16 protein-coding genes are annotated in these 14,757 nt (G+C 70.9%); 7 read left to right on the forward strand and 9 right to left on the reverse strand.

Going from position 1 to position 14,757, the window contains the following annotated elements:
* Together TW83_RS12385 and TW83_RS12390 are read right to left on the reverse strand one after the other, a co-directional pair.
* The coding region (locus TW83_RS12385) for a TIGR01620 family protein (protein ID WP_157001537.1) at nt 1-790 on the reverse strand (790 nt) is incomplete at its 3' end.
* Complete coding sequence (locus tag TW83_RS12390; RefSeq protein WP_045983089.1) at nt 787-2,157, reverse strand: YcjX family protein; 1,371 nt, start codon at nt 2,155-2,157, stop codon at nt 787-789. The genes TW83_RS12390 and TW83_RS12385, both read right to left, overlap by 4 nt.
* A 116-nt stretch (nt 2,158-2,273) precedes the next feature.
* Here TW83_RS12390 and hrpB point away from each other — a divergent pair, with 116 nt between their 5' ends.
* Nucleotides 2,274-4,721 carry an ATP-dependent helicase HrpB gene (gene hrpB / locus TW83_RS12395; protein ID WP_045983090.1) on the forward strand — a complete coding sequence of 816 codons (2,448 nt, stop codon included), beginning with the start codon at nt 2,274-2,276 and terminating at the stop codon, nt 4,719-4,721.
* On the opposite strand, the gene TW83_RS12400 is transcribed toward hrpB, so the two are convergent.
* The 4 genes from TW83_RS12400 to TW83_RS12415 all read right to left on the reverse strand — a co-directional run bounded on the left by TW83_RS12400 (nt 4,718) and on the right by TW83_RS12415 (nt 6,649).
* Entirely contained in the window at nt 4,718-5,044 is a 327-nt protein-coding gene (locus TW83_RS12400; protein WP_045983091.1) for a DUF2794 domain-containing protein, read from the reverse strand. The genes hrpB and TW83_RS12400 overlap by 4 nt on opposite strands.
* Before the next feature lie 46 nt (nt 5,045-5,090).
* Nucleotides 5,091-5,381: an I78 family peptidase inhibitor gene (locus tag TW83_RS12405; protein ID WP_232303335.1), complete on the reverse strand. Its 291-nt coding sequence runs from the start codon at nt 5,379-5,381 to the stop codon at nt 5,091-5,093.
* Complete coding sequence (locus tag TW83_RS12410; protein WP_204245749.1) at nt 5,378-5,872, reverse strand: hypothetical protein; 495 nt, start codon at nt 5,870-5,872, stop codon at nt 5,378-5,380. The genes TW83_RS12405 and TW83_RS12410 overlap by 4 nt, the downstream gene beginning before the upstream one ends.
* A 138-nt stretch (nt 5,873-6,010) precedes the next feature.
* Complete coding sequence (locus tag TW83_RS12415) at nt 6,011-6,649, reverse strand: TetR/AcrR family transcriptional regulator (RefSeq protein WP_052714858.1); 639 nt, start codon at nt 6,647-6,649, stop codon at nt 6,011-6,013.
* A 230-nt stretch (nt 6,650-6,879) separates the two neighbouring features.
* On the opposite strand from TW83_RS12415, the gene TW83_RS12420 reads away from it, so the two are divergent.
* The gene (locus TW83_RS12420; protein ID WP_045983092.1) at nt 6,880-8,307 is read left to right on the forward strand and encodes a Glu/Leu/Phe/Val dehydrogenase; all 1,428 of its coding nucleotides are present in this window, start codon (nt 6,880-6,882) and stop codon (nt 8,305-8,307) included.
* Between the two features lie 75 nt (nt 8,308-8,382).
* Here TW83_RS12420 and TW83_RS12425 read toward each other — a convergent pair whose 3' ends face one another.
* Entirely contained in the window at nt 8,383-9,330 is a 948-nt protein-coding gene (locus tag TW83_RS12425; protein ID WP_045983093.1) for an L-threonylcarbamoyladenylate synthase, read from the reverse strand.
* A 111-nt stretch (nt 9,331-9,441) separates the two neighbouring features.
* Between TW83_RS12425 and TW83_RS12430 the strand changes: the two genes are divergently transcribed.
* From TW83_RS12430 to TW83_RS12440, 4 genes are read left to right on the forward strand one after another with little or no spacing between them, the layout of a single operon-like run.
* Nucleotides 9,442-11,139 carry an acyl-CoA dehydrogenase gene (locus tag TW83_RS12430; RefSeq protein WP_045983094.1) on the forward strand — a complete coding sequence of 566 codons (1,698 nt, stop codon included), beginning with the start codon at nt 9,442-9,444 and terminating at the stop codon, nt 11,137-11,139.
* The gene (locus tag TW83_RS12435; RefSeq protein ID WP_045983095.1) at nt 11,136-12,155 is read left to right on the forward strand and encodes an MBL fold metallo-hydrolase; all 1,020 of its coding nucleotides are present in this window, start codon (nt 11,136-11,138) and stop codon (nt 12,153-12,155) included. Before TW83_RS12430 ends, TW83_RS12435 begins: the two co-directional genes overlap by 4 nt.
* Before the next feature lie 53 nt (nt 12,156-12,208).
* Nucleotides 12,209-12,361 carry an aa3-type cytochrome c oxidase subunit IV gene (locus tag TW83_RS19580; protein WP_064503561.1) on the forward strand — a complete coding sequence of 51 codons (153 nt, stop codon included), beginning with the start codon at nt 12,209-12,211 and terminating at the stop codon, nt 12,359-12,361.
* A gap of 16 nt (nt 12,362-12,377) precedes the next feature.
* A complete protein-coding gene (locus tag TW83_RS12440) occupies nt 12,378-13,001 on the forward strand; it encodes a hypothetical protein (RefSeq protein ID WP_045983096.1) in 624 nt (207 codons plus the stop codon).
* Here the strand turns inward: TW83_RS12440 and TW83_RS12445 are convergent.
* Complete coding sequence (locus TW83_RS12445; protein WP_045983097.1) at nt 12,989-13,315, reverse strand: AzlD domain-containing protein; 327 nt, start codon at nt 13,313-13,315, stop codon at nt 12,989-12,991. The genes TW83_RS12440 and TW83_RS12445 overlap by 13 nt on opposite strands.
* On the reverse strand, nt 13,296-14,093 hold the full coding sequence (locus tag TW83_RS12450; RefSeq protein WP_084693827.1) for an AzlC family ABC transporter permease: 798 nt from the start codon (nt 14,091-14,093) through the stop codon (nt 13,296-13,298). The genes TW83_RS12445 and TW83_RS12450 overlap by 20 nt, the downstream gene beginning before the upstream one ends.
* 70 nt (nt 14,094-14,163) lie before the next feature.
* Between TW83_RS12450 and TW83_RS19405 the strand changes: the two genes are divergently transcribed.
* Complete coding sequence (locus TW83_RS19405; RefSeq protein WP_052714859.1) at nt 14,164-14,640, forward strand: GNAT family N-acetyltransferase; 477 nt, start codon at nt 14,164-14,166, stop codon at nt 14,638-14,640.
* The last annotated feature ends 117 nt before the right edge of the window (nt 14,641-14,757 follow it).

Here is a 14,757-nt window from a genome sequence, read left to right on the forward strand (position 1 = left end):
CCCCCCCCCCGCCGCCCCCGCCCCCCCCGCCATAGATCTCGGCCATGCGGCGGATCATGCGCAGGTTCGCGGCCAGGGCGGCCGCAACGTCGGCCAGGGCCAGCGGGACCAGCGCGGTCGTCGCGGCGACCGTCCGGGCGGCGGCCTCGATCTCGCGGCGCGCCTGCTGGTCCAGCCCGGCCAGCAGCTCCGTCTCGGCCAGGGTCAGCAGGGCCTGGGCGTCAAAGGTCTCGGCCCGGCGGTCGGCCAGGCCCTGACGCTGCCACTCCATCTCGGGGCGCTTGGCATAGAGGGCGACCAAGCCGTCGGTGACCGCCTTGGCCTGATCCAGGCTTTCCGCGGCCAGCGCCGCGCCCGCCTGTCGCTGCAGCGCGTCGATCCTGGCCATCCGACGCCATGCGCGCCATTCGCGCAACGCCATGCCCAACGCGGCCAGCGTGAACACCGCGAACAACGTCACCGCGATCCAGCCCAGCAGGGGATAGCGGGTCATCAGCCCGTCGATGAAATCCAGCGCCATCACGCCCAGCAGGAAGGTGAACAGCGCCGCCCCGGCATTGATGAACAGCCGCGTCAGCCGCGACGGCGGGCGCCCGACCAGGCGGGCCACCATCTGCATGGTGCGCGGCTGGGGCAGCGGGGCGTCGCTGATGTCGATGGCAGGGGCATCGGCGGGGCTTGGGGCGTCGTCCGCGCGGGTTTCCGTGCGAGGCGGCCGCGGCCGGGTGCCGGTATCGTCGTCCAGAGGCATCAGGACCGGGCCGCGCGGGCGTTTGGGGGCGTCTGTCACAGGCGGTCTCCGATCAGGAATTCGGCGGCGCGGTCCAGCCGGATGTGGGGCGGGCCGTCGCCCGGACGCGTGGTCAGGGGGGAGGGGGCAAAGTTCATGATCGCGTAATCGGCATCCAGCCACGCCTGCGCGCCCTGCCGTGCGGGATGCAGCAGCACCGCGGGGTCGGTGGGCAGTTCGCCCGGAAAGAACGCGGCCTGCCGCCCGTCCAGCAGGCGTCCGCGCACGGCGGGCAGGTCGCCGTCGGGCTGGGCGATCATGTCCTCGGTCGTGGCGCGCAGGGCGGCGATGGCCATCGCCTCGGTCCGGGCGCCCTGGAAATCGGCGCGGTCGCGGGCCTCGCGCAGCATGGCGGACAGGATCGCGGTCAGGCGGTTGTGCTGGGTGTGGTGCAGGTGGTCGGCCTTGGTCGCGGCGAACAGGATGCGTTCGACCCGCCGCGTGCCCAGAAGCTGGCCCAGCCAGCCTGCGCGGCCGGGGCGGAAGGCCGACAGGATGTCGGCCATGGCGCGGCGCATGTCCTCGACCGCCTGGGGGCCCTGATGGATCGCGCCCAGGATGTCGACCAGCACCACCTGGCGGTCGATGCGGGCAAAGTGGTCGCGAAAGAAAGGCCGGATCACCCGCGACTTGTAGGCATCGAACCGGCGGCGGAATTCGCGGCCAAGCCGCGTGGCCTGCAGGTCGGGCGGCAGGGGCGCAAAGGTCAGGGCGGGCGATCCCGCCAGCTCTCCGGGGATCAGGAACCGGCCGGGCGTGCAGTCCGACCAGCCCGCGTCGCGCGCCGCGTTCAGATGCGCGGTATAGATGTCGGCCAGCTGCTGGGCCTGCGGTTCGGTGAAGCCGTCATCGCGGGGCAGCGCCTGCAGCGCGGTCAGGAACCGGTCGGCGCCGGGGCGGCCCGCGATGCGGTCCAGCACCTCGGTCGACCATTGCGCAAAGTCGCGTTCCATCAGGCGCAGGTCCAGCAGCCATTCGCCGGGATAATCGACGATGTCCACATGCAGGTTGCGCGCGCCGCGCAGCCCCCCGAACATGCCGCCGCCCTGCAGGCGCAGCGACAGGCGCAGCTGGCTGACGTGACGCGTGCCGTCGGGCCAGTGCGGATCGGGGCCGGTCAGCGCGGCCAGGTGGCGTTCGAAGTCGAAGCGGGGGATGGTGTCGTCGGGCTGGGGCTGCAACCACACCGCCTTGAGCCGCCCGTCGGCGGCAGCGCGCAGCGACGACATGCGCCCGCGTTCCAGAAGGTTCGCCACCAGCGAGGTGATGAACACCGTCTTGCCGGCCCGCGACAGGCCCGTCACGCCGATGCGGATCACCGGATCGGACAGGCCCAGCCCCTCCATCACGTCGCTGCGGATACCCATGTCTGCCCCTGTTCGTTTCGCGACACCCAACGCCGCGGGTGCAAGATAGGTCCGCGGAGGCGCGATGTGTAGCGGCGCGATTGTGCCCGGTGCCCCGGCGGCGCTAGAAGGCGGGCATGACGGATGCCCTGCCCATCGACGACGCCCTGCCTGCGCTGTGCGCGGCGATCCGCAGCCACGGTCGCGCGGTGCTGGTGGCCCCGCCCGGCGCGGGCAAGACGACGCGGGTGCCGCTGGCGCTGATGGATCAGGTCGCGGGCCGCATCCTGATGCTGGAGCCGCGCCGCCTGGCCGCGCGCGCCGCAGCCGAGCGCCTGGCGCAGTCCCTGGGCGAGGCCGTGGGTGGGCAGGTCGGATACCGGATGCGCGGGGAATCGGTTCGGGGCAGCCGCATCGAAGTGGTGACCGAGGGCATCCTGACGCGGATGATCCAGACCGATCCCGCGCTGGAGGGCGTGGGCTGCGTGATCTTCGACGAGTTCCACGAGCGCAGCCTGAACGCCGATCTGGGGCTGGCTCTGGTCTGGGAGGCGCGGGGTGCCCTGCGCGAGGATCTGGCGGTGCTGGTGATGTCCGCCACCTTGGACGCGGGGCCGGTGGCGGCAATGCTGGACGTCGCGCCCGTGGTGACGTCCGAGGGGCGGGCCTTTCCGGTCGAGACGCGCTGGCTGGACCGGCCCCTGCCCGCGGGCGGGCGGTTAGCGGACGATGCCGCGCGTCTGATCGCAAGGGCCCATGACGAGACGCGCGAGACGGGCGGCACGATACTGGCCTTTCTGCCCGGAGAGGGAGAGATCCGCCGCGTGACGGCGGCCCTGTCGGGGACGGGCTGCCAGGTGCTGCCCCTGTATGGCGCGCTGCCGGCCGCGGCGCAGCGCGCGGCGCTGGCCCCCCCGGGAGCCGTGCGGCGGATCGTTCTGGCGACGGCCATCGCCGAGACCTCGCTGACGATCCCGGGCGTGCGGGTGGTGGTGGATGCGGGGCGCGCGCGGCGTGCCCGGTTCGATCCGGGCAGCGGCATGTCGCGGCTGGTAACCGAGCGCGTGAGCCGCGCCGAGGCCGAGCAGCGGCGCGGCCGGGCGGGGCGGGTGGCACCGGGCATCTGCTATCGCATGTGGGCGCGGGCCGAGGAGGGGGCGCTGCCGGCTTTCGCGCCACCCGAGATCGCCGTGGCCGACCTGACCGGGCTGGCGCTGGAACTGGCCGTCTGGGGGGCGGGGGCCGCCGATCTGGCGTTCCTGACGCCGCCGCCGGATGCCGCACTGACCGAGGCGCGTGCGCTGCTGGCCGATCTGGGCGCGCTGGATGCGGAGGGGCGGATCACGGCGCATGGCCGGGTGCTTGCACGGCTGCCGCTGCATCCGCGTCTGGCGCATATGCTGACGCTGGCGGGGCCGGCTGCCGCCGAACTGGCGGCGCTGCTGTCGGACCGCGACCCGCTGCGCGGGGCGGGGGCCGATCTGGAGCATCGCCTGCGCGCGATCCGCGATCCGGGTACGCGTGCGGCATTCGAGGTGAACCGGCAGGGCATCGAGAGGATCAGGGCCGAGGCCAAGCGGTTGCGGCGGCTGGTTGCGTCCCGCGACGGCGGGGGGGACGATGTCCCCCCCGCACCCCCCCTGTCGGCCCTGTCGGCGGGCGGCATGGCCTCGCTGGCCTATCCCGACCGGATCGGGCTGCGGCGTAAGGGCGACGAGGCGCGGTTCGTGCTGTCGGGCGGCAAGGGTGCGGTGCTTGCATCAGAGGACAGCCTGGCGGCGCAACGGATGATCGTGGCGCTGGATCTGGACGGGGATCAGCGCGAGGCGCGCATCAGGCTGGCCGCGCGACTGGACGAGGGTGATCTGCGCGCGCTGCATGGCGACCGGATCGGCCAGCAGGCCCTGTGCGAATGGTCGCGCCGCGAGGGTCGCGTCGTCGCCCGCCTGCAGGAGCGGCTGGGCGCGCTGGTGCTGTCGGACCGGCCCTGGCCCGACGCCCCGGCCGAGGCGATGGCCGCGGCCGCGTTGGAGGGATTGCGCCTGGACGGGCTGCCCTGGACCCCGGCCGCGGCGCGTCTGCGGGCGCGGATCGCGCTGGTGCCGGACCTTGGCTCTGTGGCGGATGTCGACCTGCTGTCGGATGGCGACTGGCTGCTGCCTTGGCTGGGCCGGGTGCGGACGCTGGCGGATCTGCGCGGGCTGGATCTGGTCGAGCCGCTGAAGGCGCGGATCGGATGGGCAGGCCAGCAGCGGCTGGATCAGGAGGCGCCGGGGCAGTTCACCACCCCCCTGGGTCGCCGCGTGCCGATCGATTACGGGGGCGCGGACCCGTCGATCGAGTTGCGCCTGCAGGAGCTGTTCGGCGTCACCCGCCATCCGGCGGTGGGCGGGCGGCCGCTGCGGATCACGCTGCTGTCGCCGGGCGGCAAGCCGGTGCAGGTGACGATGGACCTGCCGGGGTTCTGGGCCAGCTCCTATGCCGATGTCAGAAAGGACATGCGCGGCCGCTATCCGCGCCATCCCTGGCCCGAGGACCCGACCGCGGCCGATCCGACGGTGCGGGCCAAGCCGCGCGGCACCTAGTCGATGGGGCGGATCAGCTTGGCGTCCAGCACGCGCAGCACCTGGGCCAGATCGTGGCCGCGTTTCAGGATGCGCCCGTCCATCGCGATCACGGCATAGGCGCCCTGGGCCGCACGCAGCCGAGGACGCTTTTCGATCCGGTAGAGGGGGTGTTCGGCGGCGCGGCGAAAGACGCTGAACACCGCCGCGTCGCGCAGAAAGGACATGCCGTAATCGCGCCATTCACCTGCGGCCACGAAGCGGCCGTAGGTCGACAGGATCAGGTTCAGTTCCCTGCGGTCGAACACCACGCGGTCGGCATCGGGCGGGATCGCGTTCATCATGTCGGGATGGTGACAGCCCGCCTCGGCCTGCGCAACGCCAAACGGGTCAGAAGCAGCTGACCTTGGTGATGCGACCGTTCACGCCGTATTCGATGTTCAGCCGGTCGGGGCGGAAATCGGCGGTGACCATGTCCTCGGGGCCGATGACGCGGGTGCCCAGGGGGAAGTTCATCGCCGACAGGGCCGTGCGGGGCTGGCCGATCAGGCCCTGATAGCCGGCGGCGCCGCATTCGTCGACGACGGGGGGCGGGGTCGGCTCGACATAGGCGGGCTCGCAGGCGGCAAGGGCCGTCGCGGCAAGGATCAGGGCAAGCGTGGTCTTGTGCATGTGGGTCATCCGCAATCGATCTTGGTGATGGTGCCGGTCGCATCCAGGCGGAAGACGAGCCGGTCGGGGTCATAGTCCTGGGGTTCGATCCCGCGATACTCGACCACGCGATAGGCGCCGGGCAGGCCGAGCGTCGGGATCGTGCTGCCGGGCTGGCCCACGCTGGAGGCGTAGCTGCTGGCCTTGCACAGGTCGGGCTTGCGTTCGGTCACCCCGGTGATGCCGGTCGTCGCGGCAGGCAGGTCCGCCACCACGGGTGCCGCCGGGAAGGGGGCTGCGGCCGGATAGGGCGCCGTCGGATAGGGGGCCGGTGCGGGGGCCGCATAGGGCGCGGGCGCGGCGGCATAGGGCGCGGGCGCATAGCCGGGCTGGGCCGCATAGGCAGGCCCCGCATAGCCGCCCGCGGGCGGCATGCGGTTCGGCGACGATGCGCAGCCCTGCACGGCCAGCGCCACGCCGGCGGCCATCGCGGCCCGAATCGTCCAGTCCCTGCTGATCATCGCCTGTCACCCCTGCCGGTCCTGTTTCCGGACCTTGTTCCCGCCAGCATAGGCCGCGCCCCCGGCCTTGAGAAGCGGGGTGATGGATCACGTTTCGATCATCGCAGGAATGCAACAGCCCCTGGGCGCGTCGCGCCCTCAGGCGGCCTGCAGGCCGTAGGCCGACAGGAACAGTGCCGCCGCGTCGCGGGCGATCCGCGCGACCTGCGCGTCGGGCAGCGTGGTGCCGGTCAGCAGGGCGGGCTGCTGGACCTGCCCGGTGATCAACGCGACCAGCTGGCGGGAGGATTGACCGCTGTCATGGTCGCGGATCTGCCCCGCGGCGATCCAGCCGTCGATGATCTGTGCCAGGGGGGCCGCGACGCGGTTGGCCAAGGCGTCGTCATAGTCGCGCGCATCGTCGGGAAAGCGCGTCGATTCGGCGGTCATCACCCGCAGCAGGCTGAGCCGCGGTTCCGACAATGCCCACGTCGCCAGGTCCGACAATACCCGCGGCAGCTCGGTCCGGGCTTGGGACGCGGGGTCGGCCGCGAAGGGCTGCTGGCGGAAGGCGCTGTCCATCGTGGCGCGCAGCACCTCGCGGAACATCAGGGATTTGTCGGGGAAATAGCTGTAGAGCGTCGCCTTGGACACCCGGGCGGACCGGGCGATGTCGTCGACGCTGGCGGCCGCATAGCCGTCGCGCAGAAAGATGACGGCAGCCCCGTCACGGACCTGATCGAACTTGCGGCCCCGCGTGATGCCGGGGGCCGGTGCATGGGTGGTATCGGTCTTCATTCTTCTTCCTTGGTTTCCATCCAAACACCGCGGACAGAGAGGCGGTTTCCCTATCAGCATAATAAATGGTGTGAAAAGGAAAACCCCGGCCGGGCTGCGCGTCGTGCAAAAGCTGCTGGTTTTTATCGCAAACATGGCGCCGTCGGCGACGATCCGCTGTGGCGGCACCGGGCGGATTGGCCTAGCGTGCGGCCATATCGACCTTGCGCCGTCACCAGGAGGAAGCAGCAATGTCCGTCAACACGACCTCGTTCCGGGATTCAGTGGACCGCATGTTCACCCATGCCGCAGGCCTGATGAGCCTTGCGCCGGGGCTGGAGGAGAAGATCCGGGTCTGCAATTCCACCTATACGGTGCGGTTCGGGGTGCGGCTGCGCGGCCAGATCCACACCTTCACCGGCTATCGGTCGGTCCATTCCGAACACATGGAGCCCGTGAAGGGCGGCATCCGCTATTCGCTGGACGTGAACCAGGACGAGGTCGAGGCGCTGGCAGCCCTGATGACCTACAAATGCGCGCTGGTCGAGGTGCCCTTCGGCGGGTCCAAGGGCGGTCTGTGCATCGACCCCCGCGCCTGGAACGAGGATGAGCTGGAGCGCATCACCCGCCGCTTCACCTACGAGCTGTCGCGCCGCAACCTGATCTCTCCGTCGCAGAACGTGCCCGCGCCCGACATGGGCACCGGAGAGCGCGAGATGGCGTGGATGGCCGACGCCTACAAGCGGCTGCATCCCGACGACATCAACGCCAAGGCCTGCGTCACCGGCAAGCCGCGCACCGCGGGCGGCATCGACGGGCGCGTCGAGGCGACGGGCCGCGGCGTGCAATACGCGCTGCGCGAGTTCTTCCGCCATGACGACGTGATGAAGCAGGCCGGACTGACCGGCGTGCTGGCGGGCAAGCGCGTGATCGTGCAGGGCCTGGGCAACGTGGGCTATCACGCCGCCCAGTTCCTGTCGGTCGAGGACAAGTGCCTGATCACCGGCGTGATCGAGCGCGACGGCGCCATCACCAACCCGCAGGGCATCAACATCGACGCGCTGCGCGGCCATATCCGCGCGACCGGCGGCATCAAGGGCTTTGCCGGCGGCGACTATTACGAGAACGGCCTGGCCATGCTGGAGCAGGAGTGCGACATCCTGATCCCCGCCGCGGTGGAAAGCGTGATCCACGCCGACAACGCCGAACGCATCAGTTGCAAGCTGATCATCGAGGCGGCGAACGGTCCCGTGACCGCCGACGCGGACGCGATCCTGCGCCGGAAGGGGATCGTGATCATCCCCGACATGTACGCCAATGCCGGCGGCGTGACCGTGTCCTATTTCGAATGGGTCAAGAACCTGTCGCAGATTAGCCTGGGCCGTCTGGAGCGCCGCCACGAGGAGGCCCGCGCCCGCATGATCGTCGAGGAGCTGGAGCGTCTGTCGGCCGATACCGGCCTGAACTGGACCCTGTCCAAGGGCTTCAAGGAGGCGTTTCTGACCGGCGCGGACGAGCTGGAGCTGGTGCGGTCAGGCCTTGACGACACGATGCGCGAGAGCTTCAAGAAGATGAAGGAGGTCTGGATCAGCAACCCCAAGGTCGAGGACATGCGCACTGCGGCCTATGTGGTGGCAATCCGGCGGATCTCGAACGTCTACAACTCTCTGGGGCTTTGAGGAAGACCGCGCGTCAGGGGGGCGCTGCCCCCCGTCCTGCGGACTCCCCCTGGGGTATTTTCGACAAAGGAGAAATCAGGGGCGGGGGGCGGCGGCGCGGCGCAGGCGGTCGTTGATCGCCTGGCCCAGCCCGTGGTCCGGGATCGGCGCGACCGAGATCGGGCGCCCCAGGGCATCGGCACGGCGCAGCAGGTCGAAGAGGCGCGCGGCGGCTTGGGTCAGGTCGCCCGTCTCCGACAGGCTGAACGGGCCGGGGGCGCCGAAGGACAGATGCGTCTCTCCGGGGGCGGGGGTCGCGTTCAGGCGCAGCGCCGATTGCGGCGCGTAATGGCTGGACAGCTGTCCGGGTGCGTTCGGGGCCGAAGGGTCGGCGTGATGCGCGGCCAGGGGTTCGCCCAAGGCGGCGGCGATCGCCTCGGCCGGGATGCCGCCGGGACGGAGCAGCGTCGGGCGACCGTCCTGCCAGCCGATGATCGTCGATTCCACGCCGACCGGGCAGGCCCCCCCATCCAGTACCGCGGCGATGCGCCCGTCGAGGCCTCCGTCCGGGTGCAGCACATGATCTGCGGTGGTCGGGCTGATCCGCCCCGAGACATTGGCCGACGGTGCGGCCAGCGGCGCGCCGGATGCCCGCAGCAGCGCCTGCGCCACGGGATGGGCAGGAACGCGGATGCCGATCGTGTCCAGCCCCGCCGTGACCAGCCCCGCGATGCCCGCATCGGCGCGCAGCGGCACCACCAGTGTCAGCGCGCCCGGCCAGAAGGCCCGCGCCAGGGTCAGCGCCTGCGGCGGCAGGTCGGCGATGGCCTGCGCCGCGGACAGGTCCGCCACATGCACGATCAGCGGGTTGAAGCTGGGCCGCCCCTTGGCCTGGTAGATGCCGGCCACCGCCGCCCCGTCGCGCGCGTCGGCAGCCAGGCCATAGACCGTCTCGGTCGGGATCGCCACGCAGCGGCCCTGGGCCAGCAGGCGGGCGGCCTGGGCCAGGCCGGCAGGGTCGGGGATCAGTCGCAGGGTCTGCATTCGTGACGCGGGGTTTCGGTTGAGCCTGAAAGGACGGCGGCACAAGATGCCGCCAGCGCCCGTTGATAGACGCGCCGCGGCCCGATGCCAAGGCGCCAGGAGGAGAACCCGATGACCTACAAGGCCCCGACAGCCCAGATCGACTTCATCCTGACCCATGTCGTCCCCTTCGCCGACCTGGCCCGGACCGACCGCTTTGCCGAGGCCACGGCCGAGACCGCGACCGCCATCCTGTCCGAGGCCGGCAAGCTGGCCCAGAACGTTCTGGCGCCGCTGAACCGGGGCAGCGACCAGACCCCCGCGCGGCTGGAGAACGGCGTGGTGCGATCCTCGCCCGGCTTTGCCGACGGGTTCCGGGCGATTGCGGAGGGGGGCTGGGTCGGCGTGTCGGCCGATCCGGAATACGGCGGCATGGGCCTGCCGCAGGCCCTGAACATGGCCGTGGCCGAGATGATGTCGGGCGCCTGCCTGTCCTTGCAGCTGAACCCGCTGCTGACCCAGGGCCAGATCGAGGCGCTGGAGCATCACGCCAGCGACGATCTGAAGGCGCGCTATCTGCCCAAGCTGATCAGCGGCGAATGGTCGGGCACGATGAACCTAACCGAACCGGGCGCGGGCAGCGACGTGGGCGCGCTGACCACCCGGGCGGAACCGGCGGGCGACGGCACCTATCGGATCAGCGGGCAAAAGATCTACATCACCTGGGGCGACAGCGACGTCACGTCGAACGTCTGCCACCTGGTGCTGGCGCGTCTGCCGGGCGCGCCCAAGGGGACGCGCGGCATCAGCCTGTTCATGGTCCCCAAGCTGATCCCCGACGAGCAGGGCGACCCGGGCGTCGCCAACAGCCTCAAGGTGGTCAGCCTGGAGCACAAGCTGGGCATCCACGGCAGCCCGACCTGTGTCATGTCCTATGACGGCGCCACCGGCTGGCTGGTCGGCGAGGAGAACAAGGGCATGGCGGCGATGTTCACGATGATGAACGTGGCCCGGCTTGGCGTCGGCATGCAGGGCGTGGGCGTGGCCGAGGCCGCGCTGCAGAAGGCCGTGGCCTATGCGGTGGACCGCAACCAGATGGGTCCGATCATCGGCCATCCCGATGTGCGCCGCATGCTGGCCACCGCGCAGGCCGAAGTCTTTGCCGCCCGCGCCATCGGCCTAGCCTGCGCCACCGCCATCGACATGGATCGCGCCACGGGGGATGCCGATCAGGCCGCCCGCGCGGCCTTCCTGACGCCGATCGCCAAGGCCTATGGCACCGACGTGGGCATCCGCGTGGCCGACATGGGCGTGCAGGTGCATGGCGGCATGGGCTATGTCGAGGAGACGGGCGCCGCGCAGTATCTGCGCGACGTGCGCATCACCTCGATCTACGAGGGCACGAACGGCATCCAGGCGATGGATCTGGTCGGACGCAAGCTATCGGACGGCGGAGAGGCCGCGATGCGCCTGCTGGACGAGGTGCTGGACGGGGCCAAGGCCGCGCAGTCCGCGCATCCCGAGCTGGCCCACCAGCTGTGGCAGGCCGCCGAGACCCTGCGCGAGGCGACCCAGGCCCTGCTGGAGCGTGACATGGCCGACCGTTTCGCGGGCGCGGTCGCCTATCTGACCGCCTTTGCGCGGGTGCTGGGCGGGCATTACCACCTGCGCGCGGCGCTGAAGGGCGGACCGGCGCATCTGGCGCTGGCGCGGGTGTTCATGGCGCGCGTCCTGCCGCGGTTCACCGGCGATCTGGCCGAGGCGCAGGCGGGCCAGGGCGACCTGACCGCGCTGAGCGATGCCGCGCTGGCGGGCGACTTCGCGGCGTGATCCGCACGCCGCACGACACCCCGCCCGCCGATGGGCAGGCCATCACCGTCGCCCCGGGCGTCTTGTGGATGCGCCTGCCGCTGCCGATGAAGCTGGACCATGTCAACGTCTATGCCTTCGACGATCCCGACGGCTGGACGGTGGTCGATACCGGCTTCGACACGGCGCGCACGCGCGAGATCTGGCAGGTGCTGCTGGACGGACCGCTGCAGGGGCGGCCGGTCGTGCGGGTGATCGGCACGCATCACCATCCCGACCATATCGGGCTGGCCGGCTGGTTCATGGAACGGGGCGCCGACCTGTGGATCAGCCGCACCGCATGGCTGATGGCGCGGATGCTGGTCCTGGACGTGCAGGACCGTGCCAGCGCGCAGGCGCTGGCGTTTTGGCGACGGGCCGGGATGGCGGCCGAGATGCTGGACCGGCGCGCCAGCGACCGGCCCTTCAACTTTGCCGACGTGGTCCACCCGCTGCCTTTAGGCTTCACCCGCCTGGTCGAGGGCGACACGGTGACCTTCGGCGGCCGGCGCTGGCGGGTGGCGATGGGGCATGGCCATGCGCCCTGCCACGCGACGCTGTGGTCGCAGGACTGCGATCTGGTCATCGGCGGTGACCAGCTGCTGCCGTCGATCTCTCCGAACCTGGGGGTCTATCCGACCGAGCCCGAGGCCGACCCGGTGGGCGAGTGGCTGGAAAGCTGCACCCGGCTGACGGCGCTGGCGCGGGCCGACCAGCTGGTGCTTCCGGGACACAAGCTGCCCTTCACCGGGCTGCCCTTCCGGCTGGAGCAGCTGATCCAGAACCACCGCGCCGGGCTGGACCGGCTGGCGCAGGCCCTGGCGGACGGCCCGCGCACCGCGGTCGGGTGTTTCGACATCCTGTTCCGCCGCCGCATCGGCGAGGCCGAGTACGGCCTGGCCATGGTTGAGGCCGTGGCCCATGTGAACCACCTGCACCGCGCCGGGCGCATCCGGCCTGTGGGCGAAACGCAGGGTGCGGTGCTGTGGGGGGCGTGACAGCTGCGCCGCTTTCCGCTATCGCAGGATGAACGCAAACCGATGGGGCAGTGATGGCCGACTACGACAACAAACCCGAAGCGACCCAGGGAACGATGGACCTGACCGACCACAAGAAGACCTTCGCGGGCTTCATCCGCGGATCCACCTGGGTCATCGTCGGATCGCTGGCGGTCCTGGTCTTCATGGCCCTGACGAACGCCTGATCGGACGGGCGGGGACATGAAGCGACGCGTCTTCCTGGCGGCCACGCTGCCGATCGTGCTGACCGCCTGCGGGGCCGACAACATCTGGGCCAGCGACGAAGCCGTGCGCGACGCGCGCTATGTGTCCGCCACGCCGACCTCAATCACGCTGTTCACGGTGATCGGCATCCCGCGCGGCGAGGGGGGCCATTCGGCGCTGATGTTCAACGGCAGCCAGCGCGTGATCTATGATCCCGCCGGCAGCTGGAGCCATCCGCGCATTCCCGAACGGCGCGACGTGCTTTACGGCATCACCGACAACTTCAAGAACTTCTACATCGATTACCACGCGCGCGAGACCTATTGGGTGGCCGAGGACATGATCCTGGTTCCGCGCGAGGTGGCCGACCTGGCGATCCGCCGGGCCGAGGCCAACGGTTCCGCCAACAAGGGCTTTTGCGCGATCGAATCGGGCAACGTCCTGTCCGGCGTGCCGGGGTTCGAGACGGTGCCGCGGGGGTTCTCTCCGCTGAAGCTGCGTGAATGGTTCCTGCGCCAGCCGGGCGTGGTGTCCAAGCGTCACTATGACGGCGACCCGGCCAACAACCACGACGTCCTGCTGCGCCAGAAGGACGGGACGATCGGCGGTTACAGAAGGTAAAGCAGGCCCGCCAGCGTGATGCCCCCGGCCAGGATGGCCAGCATCACGTTGCGGGTCAGCACGCCCACCGCCACGGTCGCGGCGGCGGCGGCCATGCGGGCCGGATCGGCGTTGCCGCCGGTCGCGGCGGGCCAGACGACCAGCGGCGCGACCAGCGCGGGCAGCACCGCCACCGGGGTATAGCGCAGCATCCGCAGCATCCAGTTCGGCAGGTCGCGGTCGCCCAGCGCGCCCAGGAACGACCAGCGGATCAGGTAGGTGCCGACGCCCAGCACCGCGATGATGACCCAGATCTCAGTCGCGGACGCCTGCATCGCGCGCCTCCTTGCGTTCGGTGCGGATCTCGACCAGGGCGCCGGTGGCCATGCCCAGGGGCGCGGCGATCAGCAGGCCCAGCCCCGACGGCAGCCCCGCCAGCGCCAGCGCCGCGACGATCGCGACAAAGCAGGCGGCCAGATGCGCAGGCGTGCGCAGCATCGGCGCGATCATCGCCAGGAAGGTAATGGGCATCGCGAAATCCAGCGCGATCCCCTCGGGGATGGCCTGGCCCACGGTGGCGCCCGCCCAGGTGGCGATCATCCACGGCACGCACAGAACCAGCGCGGTGCCGCCGAAATAGGCCAGCCGCTGCGCGATGGTCAGGCGCGGATACTGTTCGTAATGCTGGATCGACAGCGCATAGCTTTGGTCGATCAGCGCATAGGCGACCCAGGCCTTGTGGCCGGGCGTCGCGTCCCGCAGCCACGGCAGCAGGGACGCCGAATACATCGCCATGCGCAGGTTCACCGCCAGCCCGGACAGGATCACGATCAGCGCCGGCGCGTTGTCGGTCAGCAGCTGCACCGCCGTGAACTGCGACGCGCCCGCCAGGACCAGCACCGAAAACCCCATGACCTGCGCCAGGTTCAGCCCGGCCTCGGTCGCGACCACGCCGAACAGCACCGCAAAGGGGACGATCACAACCAGGAAAGGCAGCGACTGGACGATGCCGTGGCGGAACGCGGCGGCCGGCGTCCGGGCCAATACGCGGATTGCCGCCTGATCGGCGGCGGCTTGCCGGGCCGAGGGCCTGGGTTCGGGGGCGGGGGACATGGCGCTTTCGTCTTCCTGCGTTTCGCGGCACCTTGCTTGCACGACACGCAAGGCAAGACAAGGCCAGCCGATGCAGATCCTGCACCCGATCCCCGACAGCCTGCTGCCCGCCGCGGCGGCGCTGTGGCGCGCGCATTTCGGACGCGGACGCTGGCCTGCGCGGGTCCGCGCCGGGCATGGCGTGGTGGCGGTGGATGCATCCGGGGCGGTCTGCGGGGTGATGGGTCTGCGCGACGGTGCCGGCGGGTTCGCGCAGGGCGGCGCGGGGCTGTCAGGCTGGCTGTTCCGCGCGGCGCCGCCCACGGGCGATCTGGTCATCGACGGGCTTGCCGTCACTGACACCCGGCAGGGCACGGGGCGCGCGTTGATCGAGGCGGGGGCGCTGGTCGCCGCCCGCGACGGCCGCCCCGGCCTGCGGGCCGAGGTGCGCGCCCGCAACCGGGGCGCGCTGGCCTTCTACGACAGGGTGGGGTTTTCGGACCGGGGGCGGGGCCGGTATGGCCTGCCCTGGTGGGGGCAGGTCCATCTGCTGCACCTGAGCGTCTAGCCGAAGACGCCCGACACGCGGCCCAGCAGCATGAAGGCGCGCGACGACCGGCTGTCGGCCAGCACGGCGATCTGCAGGTCGTCCAGTTCCGGTACCAGGCGGGCCGTCAGCCCGTCG

Source organism: Paracoccus sp. S4493, assembly GCF_000967735.1.
GTDB classification, from domain to species: domain Bacteria; phylum Pseudomonadota; class Alphaproteobacteria; order Rhodobacterales; family Rhodobacteraceae; genus Paracoccus; species Paracoccus marcusii.

Bases quoted from the DNA above. Each gene is read 5' to 3' on its own strand.
- hrpB (WP_045983090.1), top strand. From the start codon at position 2,274: ATGACGGATGCCCTGCCCATCGACGACGCCCTGCCTGCGCTGTGCGCG.
- TW83_RS12445 (WP_045983097.1), bottom strand. From the start codon at position 13,315: ATGCAGGCGTCCGCGACTGAGATCTGGGTCATCATCGCGGTGCTGGGC.
- TW83_RS19405 (WP_052714859.1), top strand. From the start codon at position 14,164: ATGCAGATCCTGCACCCGATCCCCGACAGCCTGCTGCCCGCCGCGGCG.
- TW83_RS12415 (WP_052714858.1), bottom strand. From the start codon at position 6,649: ATGAAGACCGATACCACCCATGCACCGGCCCCCGGCATCACGCGGGGC.
- TW83_RS12425 (WP_045983093.1), bottom strand. From the start codon at position 9,330: ATGCAGACCCTGCGACTGATCCCCGACCCTGCCGGCCTGGCCCAGGCC.
- TW83_RS12420 (WP_045983092.1), top strand. From the start codon at position 6,880: ATGTCCGTCAACACGACCTCGTTCCGGGATTCAGTGGACCGCATGTTC.
- TW83_RS12410 (WP_204245749.1), bottom strand. From the start codon at position 5,872: ATGATCAGCAGGGACTGGACGATTCGGGCCGCGATGGCCGCCGGCGTG.
- TW83_RS12405 (WP_232303335.1), bottom strand. From the start codon at position 5,381: ATGACCCACATGCACAAGACCACGCTTGCCCTGATCCTTGCCGCGACG.
- TW83_RS12450 (WP_084693827.1), bottom strand. From the start codon at position 14,093: ATGTCCCCCGCCCCCGAACCCAGGCCCTCGGCCCGGCAAGCCGCCGCC.
- TW83_RS19580 (WP_064503561.1), top strand. From the start codon at position 12,209: ATGGCCGACTACGACAACAAACCCGAAGCGACCCAGGGAACGATGGAC.
- TW83_RS12430 (WP_045983094.1), top strand. From the start codon at position 9,442: ATGACCTACAAGGCCCCGACAGCCCAGATCGACTTCATCCTGACCCAT.
- TW83_RS12400 (WP_045983091.1), bottom strand. From the start codon at position 5,044: ATGATGAACGCGATCCCGCCCGATGCCGACCGCGTGGTGTTCGACCGC.
- TW83_RS12390 (WP_045983089.1), bottom strand. From the start codon at position 2,157: ATGGGTATCCGCAGCGACGTGATGGAGGGGCTGGGCCTGTCCGATCCG.
- TW83_RS12440 (WP_045983096.1), top strand. From the start codon at position 12,378: ATGAAGCGACGCGTCTTCCTGGCGGCCACGCTGCCGATCGTGCTGACC.